General features: G+C 48.4%; 15 protein-coding genes. 8 read left to right on the forward strand and 7 right to left on the reverse strand.

All coding sequences use genetic code 11. The annotated features are described in order from the left end of the window. The first annotated feature begins 2 nt into the window (after nucleotides 1–2). Nucleotides 3–1082 carry an EscU/YscU/HrcU family type III secretion system export apparatus switch protein gene (locus DCX48_03385; GenBank protein ID QXE13629.1) on the forward strand — a complete coding sequence of 360 codons (1080 nt, stop codon included), beginning with the start codon at nucleotides 3–5 and terminating at the stop codon, nucleotides 1080–1082. A 24-nt stretch (nucleotides 1083–1106) separates the two neighbouring features. Here the strand turns inward: DCX48_03385 and DCX48_03390 are convergent, their stop codons facing one another. Continuing rightward, nucleotides 1107–2039 carry a LysR family transcriptional regulator gene (locus DCX48_03390; GenBank protein ID QXE13630.1) on the reverse strand — a complete coding sequence of 311 codons (933 nt, stop codon included), beginning with the start codon at nucleotides 2037–2039 and terminating at the stop codon, nucleotides 1107–1109. Nucleotides 2040–2182: 143 nt separating this feature from the next. Between DCX48_03390 and DCX48_03395 the strand changes: the two genes are divergently transcribed. The 6 genes from DCX48_03395 (at nucleotide 2183) to DCX48_03420 (ending at nucleotide 9365) form a co-directional block, all read left to right on the forward strand. After that, nucleotides 2183–3604 (forward strand): M20 peptidase family dipeptidase, encoded by a 1422-nt coding sequence (locus DCX48_03395; GenBank protein QXE13631.1) that lies wholly within the window; start codon nucleotides 2183–2185, stop codon nucleotides 3602–3604. Nucleotides 3605–4040: 436 nt separating this feature from the next. Continuing rightward, the gene (locus tag DCX48_03400; protein QXE13632.1) at nucleotides 4041–5399 is read left to right on the forward strand and encodes an oxidoreductase; all 1359 of its coding nucleotides are present in this window, start codon (nucleotides 4041–4043) and stop codon (nucleotides 5397–5399) included. A gap of 87 nt (nucleotides 5400–5486) precedes the next feature. After that, nucleotides 5487–5930 carry a nitric oxide synthase gene (locus DCX48_03405; GenBank protein ID QXE13633.1) on the forward strand — a complete coding sequence of 148 codons (444 nt, stop codon included), beginning with the start codon at nucleotides 5487–5489 and terminating at the stop codon, nucleotides 5928–5930. Continuing rightward, nucleotides 5857–7137 (forward strand): cytochrome P450, encoded by a 1281-nt coding sequence (locus tag DCX48_03410; protein QXE13634.1) that lies wholly within the window; start codon nucleotides 5857–5859, stop codon nucleotides 7135–7137. Before DCX48_03405 ends, DCX48_03410 begins: the two co-directional genes overlap by 74 nt. Nucleotides 7138–7438: 301 nt before the next feature. Next, nucleotides 7439–8593: an MFS transporter gene (locus tag DCX48_03415; GenBank protein QXE17136.1), complete on the forward strand. Its 1155-nt coding sequence runs from the start codon at nucleotides 7439–7441 to the stop codon at nucleotides 8591–8593. A gap of 127 nt (nucleotides 8594–8720) precedes the next feature. Continuing rightward, nucleotides 8721–9365 carry a TetR/AcrR family transcriptional regulator gene (locus DCX48_03420; GenBank protein QXE13635.1) on the forward strand — a complete coding sequence of 215 codons (645 nt, stop codon included), beginning with the start codon at nucleotides 8721–8723 and terminating at the stop codon, nucleotides 9363–9365. Nucleotides 9366–9450: 85 nt separating this feature from the next. Here DCX48_03420 and DCX48_03425 read toward each other — a convergent pair whose 3' ends face one another. From DCX48_03425 to DCX48_03450, 6 genes are all read right to left on the reverse strand, one after another. Continuing rightward, nucleotides 9451–10911 carry an APC family permease gene (locus DCX48_03425; GenBank protein ID QXE13636.1) on the reverse strand — a complete coding sequence of 487 codons (1461 nt, stop codon included), beginning with the start codon at nucleotides 10909–10911 and terminating at the stop codon, nucleotides 9451–9453. Nucleotides 10912–11473: 562 nt separating this feature from the next. Further along, nucleotides 11474–11764 carry a lipoprotein bor gene (locus tag DCX48_03430; protein QXE13637.1) on the reverse strand — a complete coding sequence of 97 codons (291 nt, stop codon included), beginning with the start codon at nucleotides 11762–11764 and terminating at the stop codon, nucleotides 11474–11476. 193 nt (nucleotides 11765–11957) lie between these two features. After that, nucleotides 11958–12767: a metal ABC transporter substrate-binding protein gene (locus DCX48_03435; GenBank protein ID QXE13638.1), complete on the reverse strand. Its 810-nt coding sequence runs from the start codon at nucleotides 12765–12767 to the stop codon at nucleotides 11958–11960. A gap of 319 nt (nucleotides 12768–13086) precedes the next feature. Continuing rightward, nucleotides 13087–14199 carry an o-succinylbenzoate synthase gene (gene menC / locus DCX48_03440; GenBank protein ID QXE13639.1) on the reverse strand — a complete coding sequence of 371 codons (1113 nt, stop codon included), beginning with the start codon at nucleotides 14197–14199 and terminating at the stop codon, nucleotides 13087–13089. 41 nt (nucleotides 14200–14240) lie between these two features. Continuing rightward, nucleotides 14241–14900 (reverse strand): ABC transporter permease, encoded by a 660-nt coding sequence (locus DCX48_03445; GenBank protein ID QXE13640.1) that lies wholly within the window; start codon nucleotides 14898–14900, stop codon nucleotides 14241–14243. Then, entirely contained in the window at nucleotides 14893–15915 is a 1023-nt protein-coding gene (locus tag DCX48_03450; GenBank protein QXE13641.1) for a methionine ABC transporter ATP-binding protein, read from the reverse strand. The genes DCX48_03445 and DCX48_03450 overlap by 8 nt, the downstream gene beginning before the upstream one ends. Nucleotides 15916–16473: 558 nt before the next feature. Here DCX48_03450 and DCX48_03455 point away from each other — a divergent pair. Next, nucleotides 16474–17781, forward strand: coding sequence for a phosphatase PAP2 family protein (locus DCX48_03455; protein QXE13642.1), 1308 nt, complete (start codon nucleotides 16474–16476; stop codon nucleotides 17779–17781). The last annotated feature ends 299 nt before the right edge of the window (nucleotides 17782–18080 follow it).

Consider the following 18080-nt stretch of genomic DNA (forward strand, 5'->3'; position numbering starts at 1 on the left):
CGATGAGTGAGAAAACGGAACAACCCACAGAGAAGAAACTGGAAGACGCACGCCGCAAAGGGGAAGTGGGGCAAAGTCAGGATGTGCCCAAGCTGCTGATCTGCGTCGGCCTGCTGGAGTGTGTACTGGCGCTGGCGGACAGCACGATGGGGAAACTGCAAACGCTGGTACAGCTGCCGCTGCAACGGCTTGGCACACCGTTTGCGCAGGTGGCGAAAGAAGTGTTTCATGACGCCGCTGTGCTGGCGGGTACGCTCTGCCTGCTGTCTGCAGCAATTGCCGTGCTGTTACGCATCGCGGGTGGTTGGCTCCAGTATGGTCCGCTGTTCGCGCCCGAAGCGCTGAAGCTCGATCTCAATCGGCTGAACCCAATCAACCAGTTCAAACAGATGTTTTCGATGCGCAAGCTGGTGGAAATGTTGACCAACATTCTAAAGGCGGTGGTGATCGGTACGGTCTTTTATAAAGTGGTGGTACCGGAATTAGAGGCGTTGGTTGAATTAGCCTATGGCGATCTGCACGGCTTCTGGCAAGGGGTGAAAGCGCTGCTGACGCGCATTACCCGCACCACGCTAACGGCGCTGCTGGTGCTGTCGGCACTGGATTTCGGCATGCAAAAATATTTCTTTCTCAAGCAGCAGCGCATGAGCCACGAAGATTTACGCAACGAGCACAAAGATTCCGAAGGCGATCCGCATATGAAAGGCCACCGCAAATCGCTGGCGCATGAACTGGCGAACGAATCCGCCGCGCCGCGTCCCAAGCCGAAGCTGGAAGATGCCGATATGCTGCTAGTCAACCCGACGCACTATGCGGTGGGGCTCTACTATCGCCCCGGCAAAACTCCGCTGCCGCGCATTTTGTTTAAAGGTGAAAACAAGGCGGCGCAGGAGCTCATCGCACAAGCGAAAAAAGCGGGCATCCCGGTGATTCGCTTCATTTGGCTGACCCGCACGCTGTATCGCACCACGCCGGAAGGCCATTATATTCCGCGCGAAACGCTTCAGGCGGTAGCGCAGGTGTATCGCGTCCTGCGCCAGCTCGAAGACGAGCAAAAACGCGACATTATCGAGATGGAGTGAAATAAGCGATGGCAATGAACAGTATCAAACCATATCCGTCGCCATGTGACTCAGATAGTACGCCTCCCCCTGACGCAACTCCGCCATCATGAAATCCAGAAAAGCCTGCTGCTGCGGCGCATGCGCTTTACCAGCCAGCGTTTGGATCTGGAGCGAACGCTGGTCGAGCTGCTTAATATTTAACGGCTTCAGGCGCATCGGTTCCTGTAAGCACTTATACATCACGGAATAGAAGCTACAGGCGGTGACCGCACCCGGCGTGCTCATCGCATAGTAATAGAGCGTGGTGAAGTTGTTGCAGCACAGCGTCGGTTCCAGAAAGGTGCCGTTCATGCGGCATGAGAGGTCAAACAGCTGTCGTAACGTCGTCGATGATTCCGGCAGCGCCAGCGGGAAAGGATGCAGATCCGCCAGTTGAATAGACTGCTGCGCCAGCGGATGTTCATCCGACATCAGCAGCATCAGCGGCGCAGGCAGCGCCAGCTCTACATTCACGCCCTGCTCGGGAGCCAGCGCAAACTGTAGCGCGATATCCACTTCACCGTTACGGATCATCTGGGACACTTGCATCGCCGAGTCCACTTTCAGCGCAAAGGTGGTATCTGGATCATGTTGGCGAAAACGCGCAAACAATGTCGGCAACAGATCAAACGCCATTCCTTCCGTACAGCCAATCCGCAGCAGTGCCCGGCGACTGGCCTTCAGCCCCTGAATCTCTGCCACAGCGGCATCCATATCCATCATACTCTTGCGCACATGATTTTCCAGAATGCGTCCCGCATCATTTAACACCATGCCGCGTGCATGACGCTCGAACAGCGGCACACCGATGCGTTCCTCTAATCGCTGAATCTGGCGGCTGATAGCAGAAACGGCAACAAACAGGTGCTGACTGGCGGCGCTGAGCGAACCGGTGGTGGCAACCACCAAAAAATAACGAATCTCGGAGCTGTGCATACCGGCCTTCCTTTCAGACAGAGCGAGGGGACTCGGAGGTTTATATTAAAAGCAAAGCTTAATTGCAATTTTTATTATTGTTGCAAAGCTCGTTTTTCCTTTAAATATCGGTAACTTCGGCACATTATCCAGCAAGGAAAGGCATGACCAGCGCAGACCTTATTCGTATCGCCTGTGAACGTTTCGATCGCGGAGAATTTAAGCAGACGCTGGCACGGCGTATTGCGCATACCAGCGAGAGTCAGAAAACCGATAACCAGCCTGCGCTGAACCGCTATCTGACTGACGAGATCCAGCCCGCGTTGCTGGCGATGGGGTTCAACGTAAAACTGATCGCCTCGTCAGATGAACGTCATCCCCCTTTTCTGCTGGCCGAACGCATTGAAGATCCCAACCTACCGACAGTGCTCTCTTACGGCCACGGCGACGTGGTTTTCGGTGATGAAGAAAACTGGCGCGATGGGCTGATGCCCTGGGAATTGGTGGAAGAAGGCAACCACTGGTACGGACGCGGCAGCGCCGATAATAAAGGCCAGCACAGTATTAACTTGATGGCACTTGAGCAGGTGTTTCAGGCGCGCGGGCAGCGTCTGGGCTTCAACTGCAAGCTGCTGTTCGAGATGGGTGAAGAAATAGGTTCTCCGGGGCTTGCCGACCTATGCCAACAGCATAAACAGGAACTGGCTGCCGATATTTTTATTGCCTCCGACGGGCCGCGACTTAATGCAGAACGCCCGACGTTGTTCCTCGGCTCTCGCGGCTGCGCTAACTTCCGTTTACGCATCAAGGCACGTGAGCAGGCATACCATTCTGGTAACTGGGGCGGGCTGCTGAGCAATCCGGGTACGCAGTTGGCGAACGCCATAGCCAGTCTGGTGGACGAGCAAGGACGGATGAAAATCGACGCCCTGCTCCCCCCGCCGCTGACACCAGCACTGCGGGAAATTCTCAGCACGATTGATCCCGCAGGCAGCGAGGGCGATCCGGCGATTGATGAAAACTGGGGTGCAGAGGGACTCACGCCTGCCGAGCGGCTATTTGGCTGGAACACGCTGGAAGTGCTGTCGTTCATTACCGGTAACCCAAACAAGCCGGTGAACGCGATCCCCGCTGACGCCACCGCGATTTGCCAACTGCGCTTTGTGGTCGGCACCGACTGGAAAAATTTGGCACAACATGTGCATCAACACCTCGACCAGCACGGCTTTGATCAGGTAGACGTTGAGGTGCTTAACACGTCTCCAGCGACGCGGTTTAACCCCGAAGATCCGCTGGTAAACTGGACGCTGGCGCTGATGCAGCAAATCAGCGGTAAGCAACCCGCGCTGTTACCCAATCTGGGCGGCTCGCTGCCTAATGACGTCTTCGCTGACATCCTCGGTCTGCCAACGCTGTGGATCCCCCACTCTTACCCCGCATGCGGCCAGCACGCCGTCAACGAACACCTACTGAAATCTGTCGCCCGAGAAGGATTAGCAATCATGACCGGCTTGTTCTGGGAATTAGGGGAGCAAGGCAGTCACCTGCTGGCACGGCACAAGCAACACGAGAATAGAGATGGGTAACAACATCCTTCATGTTGATAAATTTAATCCCATACTACGAATATTCAGGTTCTGAGTGGTGATGCCATATTGCTTATGGTGTCATTAATAATTTTTCACAGCGTTAAAGGCAGAAAATTTTTTAGTACACATTCCCTTGATGCACCATTTTGGATCGAAAAAGCTCAAGTACTCATCTCTGGATACTGACTCATACCATTGTAGAAATTGAGTGTAAGGATATGACTTTCGCCTTCTTTCATAACACAAACAGAGTCAGTTAATGGAATGTTACATTCTTGATTACTTCAAATGCATTTATATGGTGCACTTAATCGTTACACTGCACTCATTTTGAACGTACCCATTGAAAATAAAACAGATTTATCAGGAAAAAATACTTGATCACCTAATACCTGGCATGTAAATGTATTAACAATGTCACAAGATAAGCGTGATGTTTAAACGAAGACGACTGCAAGTATGTGTCGTTTTTTTTAACAAAACGAAAACCGAACGTCCGTTCGTTCGTAAATTTATCATTATAGTAATAGCAACCTCTAAAGGTGCCAATATGTCCGAACTGACACCCACTATAGCGATCGTTGGTAGCGGCCCTGCTGGCTGCTACAGTGCACAATTTCTTAAGAAATCCATACCCAGTGCTGAAATAACTGTGTTTGAAGCGTTACCCGTTCCCTATGGCCTCCTGCGGTATGGGGTAGCAGCTGACCACCAAGGTACAAAAAATGTTTCTGCCCAATTCGAACGTTTATTTACCCACAGTGGTGTGCGCTTTATGGGTAATGTTGAGATCGGTAAGGATCTCGGCGTGGACGAACTCATGGTTGCCTTTGATGTGGTCGTTTTTGCAACCGGTCTGAGTTCAGATCGTAGGCTAGGTATACCTGGGGATGACCTAGAGAATGTAATCGGTGCAGGAAAGCTCCTGCGCGCGTTGAACGGCTATCCGAACAAAAGCATTAACGGTCAAGACGTTACTCGCCCTCTTGGAGATCGCGTCGCTGTGATAGGCAACGGTAACGTTGCTATGGACATCGTAAGACTCATCGCTAAAAGCGAAGATGAGCTTTTAGGTTCAGATGTTGATGACAACCTGAGACTTGAATTGTGTACTACCAATGTCAGGCGTATCGACATAATTGGCCGTTCTCCCATTGAGTCTGCAAAATTTGACCTAGCCATGCTACGTGAGATCTGCCACCTGAAAGGGGCTACGGTCAACTGGCTTAATAAACCATTAGACATTAACTGCCCAGCCGCTGACCTACTGCTAAGTACAGAAGCGGTATCTTCACTTGTATCGGGTTCGGTTGAAATCAATTTTCGTTTCAGTGCCGCCCCTCTTCTCATCTCTTCTCGAAACCAAGCCACCGTATTGACATTGCGACTTAACGAAGGTGGAACGGTTGAAGACCTCGAGTATGACACCGTGATAACAGCCGTAGGATTCTGTAGCGAAGAGAGTGACTCGTTAGCATTGACGCCGGGAACGTATCCAGTTGGCTGGGCACGCCGTGGCCCAAAAGGAACGGTTGCCGAGAACCGAAGAGATGCCGCAGAGGTCGCCTCTTTAATTGTGGAGGATTTGCATAACGGCCGTCAAAACATAGGTAAACCAGGATTAAAGGCAATTGAACATCTTGTTACCCATAAAGCGGTTTCGTTTGAGCAATGGAAGCGACTTGATCGGCATGAAATTCATTCTGCGGCACCAGGAAGGTGCAGAAAAAAAACAACGTCCATAACTGAAATGCTTTCCGTTATGGAAAATCAAGTTCCTGTAGCGAAATAACAGGGTCCTAGTCCGTCAACGGTTTCTTGCCCCACGCGTCTGAAAATCGTGTTGAGCGGTTACTTAGTTATCTAACAGAGGTTTTAGATGTTGAAAATTATTTTTGGTACAGAAAGCGGCAATGCTGAAATGGCTGCGGAAGATATGGCTACCGCGCTGAATGATTCAGGAATTACCGCCACCGCTGTCGCGATGGATACCTACGACGTGGCTGAAATTGCAAATGAAGAGCACATCATCCTGATGACCTCGACTTACGGAGAGGGTGAACTGCCCATGACGGCAGCACCGTTTTACGAAAGCCTTAAAGCCTCTTCTCCAGATTTGAAAGGGGTGAAGTTTTCAGCGTTTGGGCTAGGTGATAGCACTTATGAGACTTACAACCAAGCGATCAAGTCATTGATTAATCTGATGCAAGATCTGGGAGCCAAGCAAGTGGGTGAACCCGGTTTTCACGATGCGGCACTGCCGTATGCTGTCAGCGATATGGCTGTCTGTTGGGCAAGCCGCCAATTCATTATTGCCAACTAAAACTCAGGGGAGACCACTCATGTTTGCACATCCAGAAAGGCAGGATAAATATTTCCCATGGGCCGATCGTCTTTTTCGCGTAAACCCGTATCCGTGGTATGACAAAGTCCGCGCCGAGCACCCAGTGTACCGCATGGAAAATGGTGAAATTGTACTTACTCGTTATCACGATGTCATGACGTGGCTAAAAGCGCCGCTGGGTATTTCTAATTTTGGCAATGGTCCTTGGAATAATTTTGATAATACCGTTCTGAATTGCGATCCTCCTGAGCACACAACATTGCGTCGCCACTCTAATAAGTGGTTTACACCAAAACTAGTTAACCAGTACGTCACAATTGCCACTGAATTGGCGGAGAATGCTCTTGATCGTTACAGCGACGGTAGCGTGATGGATGCGTTTTACGAGCTAGCAGTCGTTCCTCCGCATGCAACCATGTGCCGTGCTCTTGGCGTGCCGGAAGATGATGCTGGCCTAATTTATCGTCATTTTTTGACCTGTACGGATGCACTGGGTCATGGTGTTGGCCGTGATGATACAGAGAAAGCATCTCAATCTTTTGACTATCTTTTTGAACGTTGTGCTCATTACATTAAAGAAAAACGCAGCAATCCAAACGTTGGTCCGCAGGGGCTGGTCGATGATTTCCTTAAACTGGCTGACGAAGGAAAACTGACAGAACGCGCCGTATTGGAAACGATGGTGCTGTTCTATGGTTCTGGATCGCCTAACCCAGCAACAGTCATTGCATCGGGTCTTAACCATTTTGCTCGTGAACCAGAAACGTTCGAGCTGTATCGTACACAACCGGAAGAACGTAATGCGATAATCAATGAGTTAACCCGACTTTATCCCGCCGAAATTTCAATGATTCGTTATGCGACGGAGGATACCGAGATAGATGGCATTCCCGTTACCAAAGGCACACCAGTGCGTGCTGTTATTGCTGCGGCGAACCGAGATCCTGAGTTTTTCGAAAACCCACACGAGTTCAACCATAAACGTCCACCAGAAACCAGCATGAATCTGACTTTTGGTGTGGGCCACCATGCCTGTGCGGGTCAGTTGATCAGCCGTTCTGCGGTTCGCTCGGTATTCGATGCCGTTGCCAAGAAAGCAACCCGCATTCAGATCGCTGGCGAAGCGGGGATTGCCCATACTGACCGTGTACGTGGCTATCTTTCTCTTCCGCTACGTATTTACTGATATTTATCCCAGTTCATTGATGGGTGAAAGTTAGAAAGCAAATTCGGGGTCTCATGGCCCCCGATATCTCCGCCCTTACCTTCAGAAAAAATAGTCATGTTTAATTCAGCACTGCTTTTATTTTCTGCCTGTATGGAGACAGTAATTGTCGTAAGTATTTACGCACGCATTATCTCTTATACAACCGAATATTAAGATCAAAACACATGAATGTTTAATCATCTTAAAAGATGGTGTGGCGTTTATTTTGAATGTATGAAGAAAATTCAAGGTGATTAAAAACGTGGCCAGAACACAGGATATGCTGAAAAAGCAAAGAGTACGTCTGCTGGAGATCGCACTTGCACTTGGTGGCTTTGCATTAGGGGCGACTGAATTCGCATCAATGGGCCTGCTTCCTGATATCGCCCGTTCTTCTGGCATAACGGAAACACGTGCCGCTGGTGTAATCAGTGCTTATGCTCTCGGCGCTATAGTCGGTGCCCCCCTTCTAACATTGTTGGGTGCAAAGTTGTCGCGACGAAGTTTACTGCTATTAACGATGACGCTAGTAATAATTGGTAATTTTGCTACCGTTTTTTCTACTAGTTTTAGCAGCCTTTTCTTCGCACGCTTCCTAAGCGGCATTCCTCATGGTGCATATTTCGGCGTAGCTGGGTTTGTTGTTGCCTCTTCTGTCCCCCTGCATCAAAGAGCCAGAGCAATAAGTCGTTTTATGTTAGGCGTGACGTTATCAATTGTTGTCGGTACTCCCTCAGCAACATTCATCGGTCAGGTATTTGGGTGGCGATGGGCGTTCGTTATGGTCTGCATACTTGCCATGTTAACTCTGATCATGATCGCCCTCTTTCTTCCCCCCAATCCAAATGAGAAACGTAGCGCACCACAGATTGAGTTACAGGCAATGATGAATATTCAAGTTTGGCTTACGTTGGGAATTGCGGCTGTTGGGTTTGCAGGTATGTTCTGCGTATATAGCTATCTTGCGCCAGCGCTAACCAACATTACCAAACTATCTCCTCACGGGGTGCCATTGATGCTGGTGTTATTTGGCATTGGTACGGTCGTGGGTAACGTAATTGGTGGTCGACTATGTGACCGCTTTGGTTTTGATTCTGTGGGCATAATTTTAGCAGGGAGTGCTGTTTGTATGTTCATTTACCCATCTGCAATGCACGGGACTTTATACGCAGCTATATCAATTCTTTTGGTAGGTTGTCTCATGGCTCTCGCACCTGCTCTGCAAATTCGACTTCTGGAAGTAGCAAGTAGTGCCCCTTCTCTAGCCGCAGCGTCTAATCATGCTGCGTTCAACATCGCCAATGCGGTTGGTCCATGGCTAGGCGGAATCGCGATCTCCGCAGGGTATGGATGGACCTCAACAGGATATATCGGTGCAGCAATGGCGATAGGCGGGCTAGGTATTTGGTATATTTCGCGCCGTCTTGGCACATAATTTTTTTGCCAAGTGACGGCTTAGCGTAATAAAACCAACAATATTCCCATTACCGATACTCGTTTCACTTTAGGCTGAATGTGTTTTTTATTGTAAAGTGTGGTTTTCCCTTACATACGCGATAATTATGCATTCCCTTACCACAACGAGAAAAATGCTACAGAGATTGGACGTCTATCTTACTTCCTTTGAATGGGGAAATTTTTCTAAAAGCAAATTATCAATTCTTCAGGCTTTTCTTAAAATAGCCACTAAAGACGGTTATGATGCCGTTTCAATGCGTAGCCTAGCTAAAGCTGTTGATTTAAAACCACCTACAATGTATTCCCACTTTCCTGCCGGCAAAGATCAGATTGTTTCTTCAGCGTTTCGGTGGCATTACTATTCCTTTGCTATGGCGGTTAAGGAAGGGTTGAGCCAAAGTGAAACATTGGAAGAATACTGGTCAGCACTCATTCGAGTACATATCATTCAGCAGATAAAACATCCTGAAAATGATCTATTTGATATGCTAATGGCTACGGATCGACTGGGAAGTATTCTACCAACAGACCTACGCTCTGAGATGATTGAGTGGCTATCCTTCTGTGATTTTATGTATGAATCAATTGCAACGGATCTAGGTATCGATGATGCAAAACAGAAATCTAAGATAATTCGTGTAACACTCGATGGAGCGAACAGTTGGTGGAAGTGGGATGATAGCCAAGAGAATCTCGAAGAATGTATTCGCTACGCGGAAAGAATTGCGGCAGGAATCCTAAAGATTTAATACTCAATGTGTAAACTCTGGATTCAATACCTTATTACAATATGACAGCCGCAAAAGCGGCTGTCATAAGACGTACTTTTTATGATTATAAATGTGAGCGTCCAAGGCACTCATATACTTTTGGATACTTCTTCTTATAAAACTGAGCTAATCCCATACCAACGAAAAGCACACCTAGCAGACAATAAAGCATCCAGCGGCGTTCACCGGGTTCTCCCCCCACGAGAAGATCAAAGTTTTTAGTAACCAACACTGTCAAACCAATAAAGAAAACACCTGAAATAACGGGAGCCATAAATAATCTGACAACACTGAGTTTTTCAGGACGACCAACACGGAAATACCAAACCAGTGAGGCAATACAAACGACTGTCATCAACATGATGATCCCAGCAGTGCCTACGCCAGACAACTGTCCATAAAGAACATCAGGTTGTGCGCCGCTGATAATGAACGGTGCCATAACCAAAAGAACCAGAGCAGAAACACTCAATGATGCAACATAAGGTGAAGCATGCCGAGGATGCACTCTACGCAACACTCGGGGGAATGCGCCATCTGTACCAAGATTATGCAGATAGCGTGACAACACATTATGGATAGAGAGCACACAGGCGAATGACGAGGTCAATACTAAAACAGCAACAATCATGCTTAGCTTCGGGCTTATATATTTCGAAAATGCATCTGAGAACATAGTCGCTGGAGCATTTTGAGCGATAGTTCTCACTTCCGGTCCATAAGCCGCAATTAAAGCATAGGCGCAAATGGTATAAATCGTTCCAATGAAAATAATCGCTCCGTACGTCGCTCTCGGAATCGTTTTCTCTGGAGAGCGAACCTCATCACGAAACAACGCTGTTGCTTCGAACCCAATAAAGAAAGATACCGCAAAGAGCATAGCAAAAGGAATATTAGCCCCTTCTGCGGTCAATTCAGATACGGCAAATGGAGCGAAAGTAGGAATCGCTATATCCCCACTACCGATGATGCTCCCAGAAAAAACCAGACAAATTATCACTTCGCTAAGCATAACCCATGACAATACTTTTGCAGAAAGTTCAACATGCAAATAGCCCAGTAATGCAACCGCTGCCCAACAAATTAGCGCATAGGCATACCAGGGTAATGAACTTCCAGTTATCCCTTTCATAAGCTCAGATGCCGACACCCCAAAAAAAGACGCGACACCAGCAAGAAGAAGGAAATAAGAGACTGCAGCCATTAACCCTGCTCCCAAACCTACTGATTTACCCAGTCCGAAGCTGATGAAAGAATAGAAGTCACCGGGACGATTAACAGCATTAATGACTGCAGTGTAACCAACAGCGAATAGCAAAATGACAGCGGTTATGATCATAAACACCAAAGGTGCGGCCACTCCTCCAAACATCATTGCTACCGGAATGTATCCAGATACGGTGGTAAGCGGGGCTGAAAAAGCCAGTACGGTAAGTGCCAGACTCACAGCTCCCATCTGGCCAGTGAGTTTGTGCTCACTAGATGAGGCGGATAGGTCGATAAATTCTTTGGTTTCCAAGCTCATTTTTAATGTCTCACGCAGATGAATCGTTGATAGTTATTAAAAGCAGCTGACTCAAACGTTTAGGCTCGGCGGCGTAGTTAACAAACACGACAACTAACCGAACGAACGTTCGTAAACGAAGCAAACTATGTGCCAGATCATCATTGATTGAATTTAGAGGGCTTTGCGTGAGTCTATAGCGCAATATTGCACTGTAAGGATGCTTGTTTCCGTTTCGTTGCACTAAGATGAAACGTTTATAGATAAGTTGTGAACAAAGAAATAACCGTCACGCTATTCAGAGCGAGTCCTCACCTCCTAACAGCTAAATCAATAACGCAGGTTTGAGTTTGAACCGTTATTACACCTGATAGATTTATTTTGAACAGCTACCAGAACAGTAGCCTAAGTGACACGCCCTATCGTGCCCAAACGGCATAGCCGTGTGACATTGCTGGACACGCTAAATATGGCTACAGAGGAAGTTGTTAGTTGCAAACAGCTAACGGGGCAAAAAAATAAAGCCATCTCGATAGGAGATGGCTTTATCGTAAGACAGACTTATATAAAAGCCGTCTTTAATTTAGATTGAGCAATAAACGCGTGCTTCTCTCGGCGTATAAATCCCGAATGTCACCACCCCAAGTAAACCGTTAACAAAGGTCGTCTGTGTTTCAGTGCGAGCAACTTTATCAGCACCGCCACATACCGCCGCAGCATCAATAGTTTTCTTCTGACCAATCCCAGAGACGAAGAAGTGATGTGTTGTCACCTGTTTAGGTGTTGCAACAGCGGCATTCTTGACTGTAAACGTTTGTTGGGCACATCCGGTCAGCACCAGCGCCAATACAGCAGCAGAAAGTATTTTTTTCATTAAATCCTCGTTATGTTGTGTTGATAAATCTTACGAAGAATGACATTTATACAAAAAATTACAATACTTGAAATATTTTTATCTTTGAGTTAACAAAGTATGTTGGCTAGGAGGGAGTTTGCTGGTTGAGACACGTTCAGTGAAGAAGCCAGTGACCGACGAGCAATAGGTCACTGGCAGCTTGAAAGGTCAATTACTTCTTCATCCACTCAGGCTTCTGGAACGCGTGAAACATTGAGTTTTTGTCCGCAAAGAACGCGGCGAATTCTGGGGATTGAACGGCGGCTTTCAGATCCTGAGCAAACGGTTTGTCGGTATCTTCCGCACGCACGACGATCATGTTTTTCAGGTCTTCCGGCAGCACATCCAGTTGAATGGCGTCAGACAGATTCAGACCTGCGGAAATCGCGAAATTGGCATTAATCAGCGAACCCGTTACACCGCCCAGCGCACGTGGTATCTGTGCCGCTTCCAGCGGTTTAAAGACCAGCCCTTTCGGGTTTTCCTTGATATCACGCAGCGATGCTTTGGTCGGCGTAATGTCTGGATTGATCTTGATGAGGCCGTATTTTTGCAGGAAATCCAGCGAGCGTGCCAGATTTGACGGATCGTTCGGTAACGTAATGATATCTCCGGCTTTCAGTTCATTCAGCGAGCGCACTTTGTTGGAGTAAAAGCCCATGCTGGCCGTCGGCACGGTGATCACTTCCGCCAGTTTCAGCCCTTTATCCGCGCTGAAGCGGTCAAGGTAGCGGCGGTTTTGGAACAGGTTGGCGTCGATACTGTTATTCGACAGCGCCAGATTCGGCTGGATGTAGTCGCTGAATTCCCGCACTTTCACGTCGTAGCCTTTTTTCACCATTTCCGGCTTGATCGCTTTCGTGACCATATCGCCATACGGCCCCGGCGATACGCCGATGGTGATTTCTTTGCCTGAATCTGCTGCGTAAGCCTGAGAAATGCCCAACGCCAGCATGAGTGGAATGAGTTTTTTCAATCGCATTGTCGCGTTCCTGTCTGTCCGATTTAGTCAGTCTTTATCATTATTTTGGGCGCAATAGGTGCCATGATATTGATGACGCAGTAAGGCGGGCAGAGAACGTGGGTAGATCGTAAAGACGCGGTGAATACATCCCTGTACGCTCGAGCCGCGCCATCCCTGGCGCGGACGCTTTACTCTTCTATCCCACGCTCTCTGTTGCCATGTCGTATAACGATTATGGGCGTCTGTAGCGCCCTGTTCTATTTTTATGACGTTATTCCCTGGTGTTGGATAACGCTTTACTGCTTACTAACTTTAAAGTTTTTTATTTAACAAATAGTTAAAACAAAAAGGTTTCCTGTCCGTAGCAATATTTGTCGTACAGTTCAGGCTTGATATCAAAGCCGATTCCCGGTTTATTTGGCACCGCGACACAGCTGTCGTTGTCTAATTCGACAAACGGCAGCATGAAGTCTTCATGCCAGTAGCGGGAAGATGGCGGAATATCGTGCGCATAGATAAAGTTCGGCAGCGTAGACACCGCAATGTTGTGCGCTTTACCGACCGCCGTATCCAGCATACCGCCGCACCACACCGGAATATTGTGCGCCTGACAGTAATCATGAATCAGCTTGGTTTCAGTAATACCGCCCACGCGCGCCACTTTGATATTGATGATTTTGGCGCTGCCCAGCTCTATTGCTTTACGAGCATCTTCTACCGACGCAATACTTTCATCCAAGCAGATAGGCGTGTTCACCGCTGCCTGAAGTTTGCGGTGGTCGATAATATCGTCGTGCGCCAGCGGTTGTTCAATCATCAGTAGATTGAATTTATCGATGCGCTTAAAGAAATCGATATCGTCCAGCGTATAGGCGGAATTGGCATCCACCATCAGCGTAATATCACCAAATTCCTGACGCAGCGCCGCAATATAGTCGTAATCTTTTCCCGGCTTGATTTTTATTTTGATGCGCTTGTAGCCTTCCTTCAGGAAATTATCGACCACGCTGACTAATTTATCGGGCGTTTCCTGAATACCGATACTGACACCCGCTTCGACTTTATCCCGTACTCCGCCCAGTAATTGATGCAGTGGGACACCTTTTATCTTTGCGTAAGCATCCCAGATGCCACCTTCGATTGCCGCTTTAGCGCAGTTATTACGCTTTACCGGAGCGAAAATATCGCGAACCTGCGAAGGGTGCTCAATATCTCCAGCCTGCTTAATCATCGGGATCAGGAAGTCACGCATAATATGCCAGGCGGTGACGTTGGTTTCTTCGTTATAAAATGGCAGGGAAATGGCGGAACAATCGCCGTAACCAATCTGCCCACCCGCGTGAATTTCCGCGATGGAGAAGTGTTTCTCCGTCTGCGTCGCAAAGCTGGTGGTAAATGGCGTTTTGAGCGCCATTTTCATTTTTCGTAATACAATTTTGTCTATTTTCATGACATCTCTCTGCTGTCCTGAATAACGTATTCTGTCGCGGCTTAGCGGCGTTCGCGCTTATTCGCCCGTCGCGAGAGCATATCGCCCAGCGTTTGTACGACCTGCACCAGTACCACCAATGCAATCACCGTCACAACCATGACTTCGGTTTCATAGCGATAATAGCCGAAGCGGATCGCCAAATCGCCGACACCGCCGCCGCCCACAATTCCGGCCATCGCCGAGTAACCAATCAGGCTGACCAGCGTGATCGTCAGGCCGCGTAACAATCCCGCCAAGGCTTCAGGCAAGAGCACGGTCGCGATGATGCGCGTCGGGCTGGCACCAAAAGCCTCAGCCGCTTCAACAATACCCGGATCAACTTCACGCAGCGCGGAATCCACCAGTCGGGCATAAAACGCAATCGCCGCCACAGACATCGGTACCGCCGCCGCAACAGGCCCTATTGTGTTCCCCAGCAGCAGTTGTGTTAATGGCAACAGTAGCACCAGCAGGATCACAAACGGGATCGAGCGGATGATATTCACCAAAACGGTAGATACCAGATAGATAAAACGGTTCTGCCAGAACAAATGACGATCGGTCACATAAATCGCAATACCTAACGGCAAGCCGAATATCACCGCACAAAGCGTTGAAATACACACCATCGTGAAGGTTTCACCGAAGGCGAAGATTAATTCACCTATTAACTCAGTCATTGATGACCTCCACCCCAAAGGTATTCTGTCGAATATAAGTAATAGCCGCCGCGAGATTTTCTGCTGCTGGATCGTCACGATATGAAATCTGGGCGATAATATGCCCCAATGCGCGATCGTTAATGTACTCAATATTCCCGTGCAGAATATTCACCGATACCTGAAACCGCTGCGCAACGTCGGATAATATCGGTTGTTCTACCGAATCATCGGCGAAGAGTATTTTCAGCAGGACACCTTTATTATTCTGCTTAAAACGCTCAGGTAATTCGATCGGCGTGGTATGGCTAACCAGCTGTTTGGTGTAGGCGTGTTGAGGCGCAGAGAAGATCGTAAAGACCTCACCCTCTTCCACAATATTTCCGCCCGTCATCACCGCCATGCGCTGACAAATACTTTTAATCACGCTCATTTCATGGGAAATCAGCACGATTGTGATACCTAACCGAACATTAATACTTTTCAATAACGCCAGAATAGACGCTGACGTTTCCAGATCCAGCGCCGAGGTAGGTTCATCACACAGCAGCACTTCGGGATGGTTGGCAATGGCACGGGCGATGCCTACACGCTGTTTCTGCCCACCACTCAACTGCGCTGGATACGAGGCCTCTTTATCCTGCAACCCGACCAGCGCCAGAATTTCCGGCACGCGCGAGGCAATCTCTTCTTTACTCTTGCCCGCGGCACGCAGGCTGAACGCCACGTTGTCATACACATTGCGGGTATGCATTAGATTAAAATGCTGGAAGATCATCCCGATACGCTGACGATGCTGGCGCAATTCACGGCCAGAAGCATCGCTGATCAGCGTATCGCCCAGAAACACGCGCCCTTCGGTTGGGCGCTGCAATAAATTGATCGTCCGCAACAGCGTACTTTTCCCCGCGCCGCTGGTGCCAACAATCCCAAAAACTTCACCCTGTTGAATGGTCAGGTTGACGTTGTTCACCGCCCTGGACTGTGCATCTTTACCGGCGGGAAAATCAACGCTCACGTTTTCTAACCGAATCATTACCTGACTCACTCCTGCTGTTACTGACTATTTTAAGACATATGACGTTGGCATACGCAAGGTAAGCCTGTTTGATGTAGGGAAACCTTTGTTCGTGGGTAAAATCATTTCGCATTAGCGTGCGTTAAACCTATCCCACGGAACTGTTTCACTTATTATTTTGAACAGAGATAGGCTCTTCATCGCCTTTTTTGCATTGAGGAATAACCGGGCTATTTATGGCTGCCATTTTTGTTATAATTAGATTAATTTCTTATAAATCAATAAAATATTAAAAAATATTCGTCTGTTTAAGTTAGAGAGAAATGAGCTTTGCGTCAATGATAAAAAAAGCAAATCACCCTTCTGTTTTTTAGAAACTCTTTTATGTCTTTTTCTTCTATATATCCCCGCCATCTTTGTTTATGCCGTTGACGTTTACTGCGTCACCAAACATAACAAATCATGATAATTCTTTGATAAGTATCTCAAAATATATCCTGAAACATTACCATCACAATCAGCGCCTAGCCTGATCCCGCACCGACAAACGTTTGTCCTCCCCATAAGGATGCCATCATGCGTTATCGCACGACTATGCTTGCGACGATCAGAGTGTTACCAATCACCAGTCTTTTTCTGCTACCGCTTTCTGGGATTGCCGCCTCGCCCCAGCCGGACAGCGCGACTATCAGCACCATTGTGGATTCCACCACGCAGGCCAGTAACCGTCCTCACGTTATTGAACTGGAACAAACCATTCAGGCCGCGCTGCGCAAAGCAATCCAAGGCGATGCGCCGCAGCTCACCCGTGCGCAGTTAGCGCAGGCGCAAGAAACATCACAAATGGCGGATATCAACTGGCTGAATGCCAGCGGATATGACTTCGCAGTCAAAGCCAACCAGCAGGCAGGCATTGCGCTATTGGAATCCTTCTCACACCTTTCTACTGATGTGTTGCAGCAAAACACGGCTATCGTTACACGCATTAATCGTGAAGCCACCACGGGACAACGTGAGCAGGCAGTCGTCGATGCTGAAGGCCAGGGATATCTCTATTATCTGGCGGATGCGCTAGGCCCGAGGCTGGGCAAGGTATTTATCACCGCCTATAACCACGGTGAAATACGGAAGGCCGCCGTGTTACTCAAGTTATCAGGCGTCAGCACGTCCGCCGCAAAACTGCATTTCAACTATCCTCGTCCTTTTCTACAGCCAAATAACACGATTCATCTGGTGCCAGATACTGCTGTAATCGGCGATAACAAACCCTATACCGCAACCGGTGGCGCGTTTCCGAGCGGCCATACCAACACCGGCTATACCGATGCCCTACTGTTAGCGGAAATGATCCCTGAACGCTTCGTCCCGCTAATCGATCGCGGCGCACGCTATGGCTATTCACGCGTCGTGCTGGGCGTTCATTACCCATTGGACGTCATAGGTTCACGGATGATTGCCGAACGTAACGTGGCACATTATCTCAACGATCCACAGTATCGTCGGCTGTTTGAACAGGCCAAGGTCGAGTTACGCAGCGCGTTAGAGAAAGCCTGTGGTACCACGTTGAGCGCCTGCGCCAAGAATGCCCCGCAGGACGATCCTTACGCGGCACCGGAAATGAAAACCTTTTATCACTACACCATGACGTACGGGCTGCCTGCTCAGCCTGGCGCAACGTCTACGGTTAGCGTTCCCGAAGGTGCAGAGGTGCTGCTCGACGCCGTGCTGCCACAGCTCTCTGCCGCCCAACGCAGAAATTTGATGGTGAAAACTGCGCTGGCCGATGGCTACCCACTCTCCGGCGCGCCGGGTGATAACGGTGCGCAGAATTTCTGGCAGCGCCTCAATCTCCATGAGGCCGTGCAATTGGCTCAACATCCTTAACCGTTCCCCCTCTTCCTCCGCATTTTCTCGCGCAGAGGAAGAGGGTGTGATAAGGATATAAAAATGAGTAACGGAAATTTATTACCCTCGTTATTCTCTTAATTCCCTGTATCTTTTCATTTTTTAAAACAAACCGTTCTTTTTTAAACATAGCTATTCTGGCGATAAAATGAAGTCACCATACTGACTCCGTGGCTTTGCCGTGATTATTATTTACTTCACTTAGCTGTAACGGTAACTTTCCGGACAGAATAATATATTAACTATTTTTTATCATTCAGCATAGAATATCGAACGTT

Origin of the sequence: Pectobacterium atrosepticum (assembly GCA_019056595.1) — a bacterium.
Taxonomy (GTDB): domain Bacteria; phylum Pseudomonadota; class Gammaproteobacteria; order Enterobacterales; family Enterobacteriaceae; genus Pectobacterium; species Pectobacterium atrosepticum.

Coding starts and splice junctions, on each gene's coding strand:
- DCX48_03405 (QXE13633.1), top strand. CDS start 5,487: ATGTTGAAAATTATTTTTGGTACAGAAAGCGGCAATGCTGAAATGGCT.
- DCX48_03425 (QXE13636.1), bottom strand. CDS start 10,911: ATGAGCTTGGAAACCAAAGAATTTATCGACCTATCCGCCTCATCTAGT.
- DCX48_03445 (QXE13640.1), bottom strand. CDS start 14,900: ATGACTGAGTTAATAGGTGAATTAATCTTCGCCTTCGGTGAAACCTTC.
- DCX48_03390 (QXE13630.1), bottom strand. CDS start 2,039: ATGCACAGCTCCGAGATTCGTTATTTTTTGGTGGTTGCCACCACCGGT.
- DCX48_03450 (QXE13641.1), bottom strand. CDS start 15,915: ATGATTCGGTTAGAAAACGTGAGCGTTGATTTTCCCGCCGGTAAAGAT.
- DCX48_03410 (QXE13634.1), top strand. CDS start 5,857: ATGCGGCACTGCCGTATGCTGTCAGCGATATGGCTGTCTGTTGGGCAA.
- DCX48_03455 (QXE13642.1), top strand. CDS start 16,474: ATGCGTTATCGCACGACTATGCTTGCGACGATCAGAGTGTTACCAATC.
- DCX48_03395 (QXE13631.1), top strand. CDS start 2,183: ATGACCAGCGCAGACCTTATTCGTATCGCCTGTGAACGTTTCGATCGC.
- DCX48_03435 (QXE13638.1), bottom strand. CDS start 12,767: ATGCGATTGAAAAAACTCATTCCACTCATGCTGGCGTTGGGCATTTCT.
- DCX48_03385 (QXE13629.1), top strand. CDS start 3: ATGAGTGAGAAAACGGAACAACCCACAGAGAAGAAACTGGAAGACGCA.
- DCX48_03415 (QXE17136.1), top strand. CDS start 7,439: ATGCTGAAAAAGCAAAGAGTACGTCTGCTGGAGATCGCACTTGCACTT.
- DCX48_03430 (QXE13637.1), bottom strand. CDS start 11,764: ATGAAAAAAATACTTTCTGCTGCTGTATTGGCGCTGGTGCTGACCGGA.
- DCX48_03420 (QXE13635.1), top strand. CDS start 8,721: ATGCATTCCCTTACCACAACGAGAAAAATGCTACAGAGATTGGACGTC.
- menC (QXE13639.1), bottom strand. CDS start 14,199: ATGAAAATAGACAAAATTGTATTACGAAAAATGAAAATGGCGCTCAAA.
- DCX48_03400 (QXE13632.1), top strand. CDS start 4,041: ATGTTTAAACGAAGACGACTGCAAGTATGTGTCGTTTTTTTTAACAAA.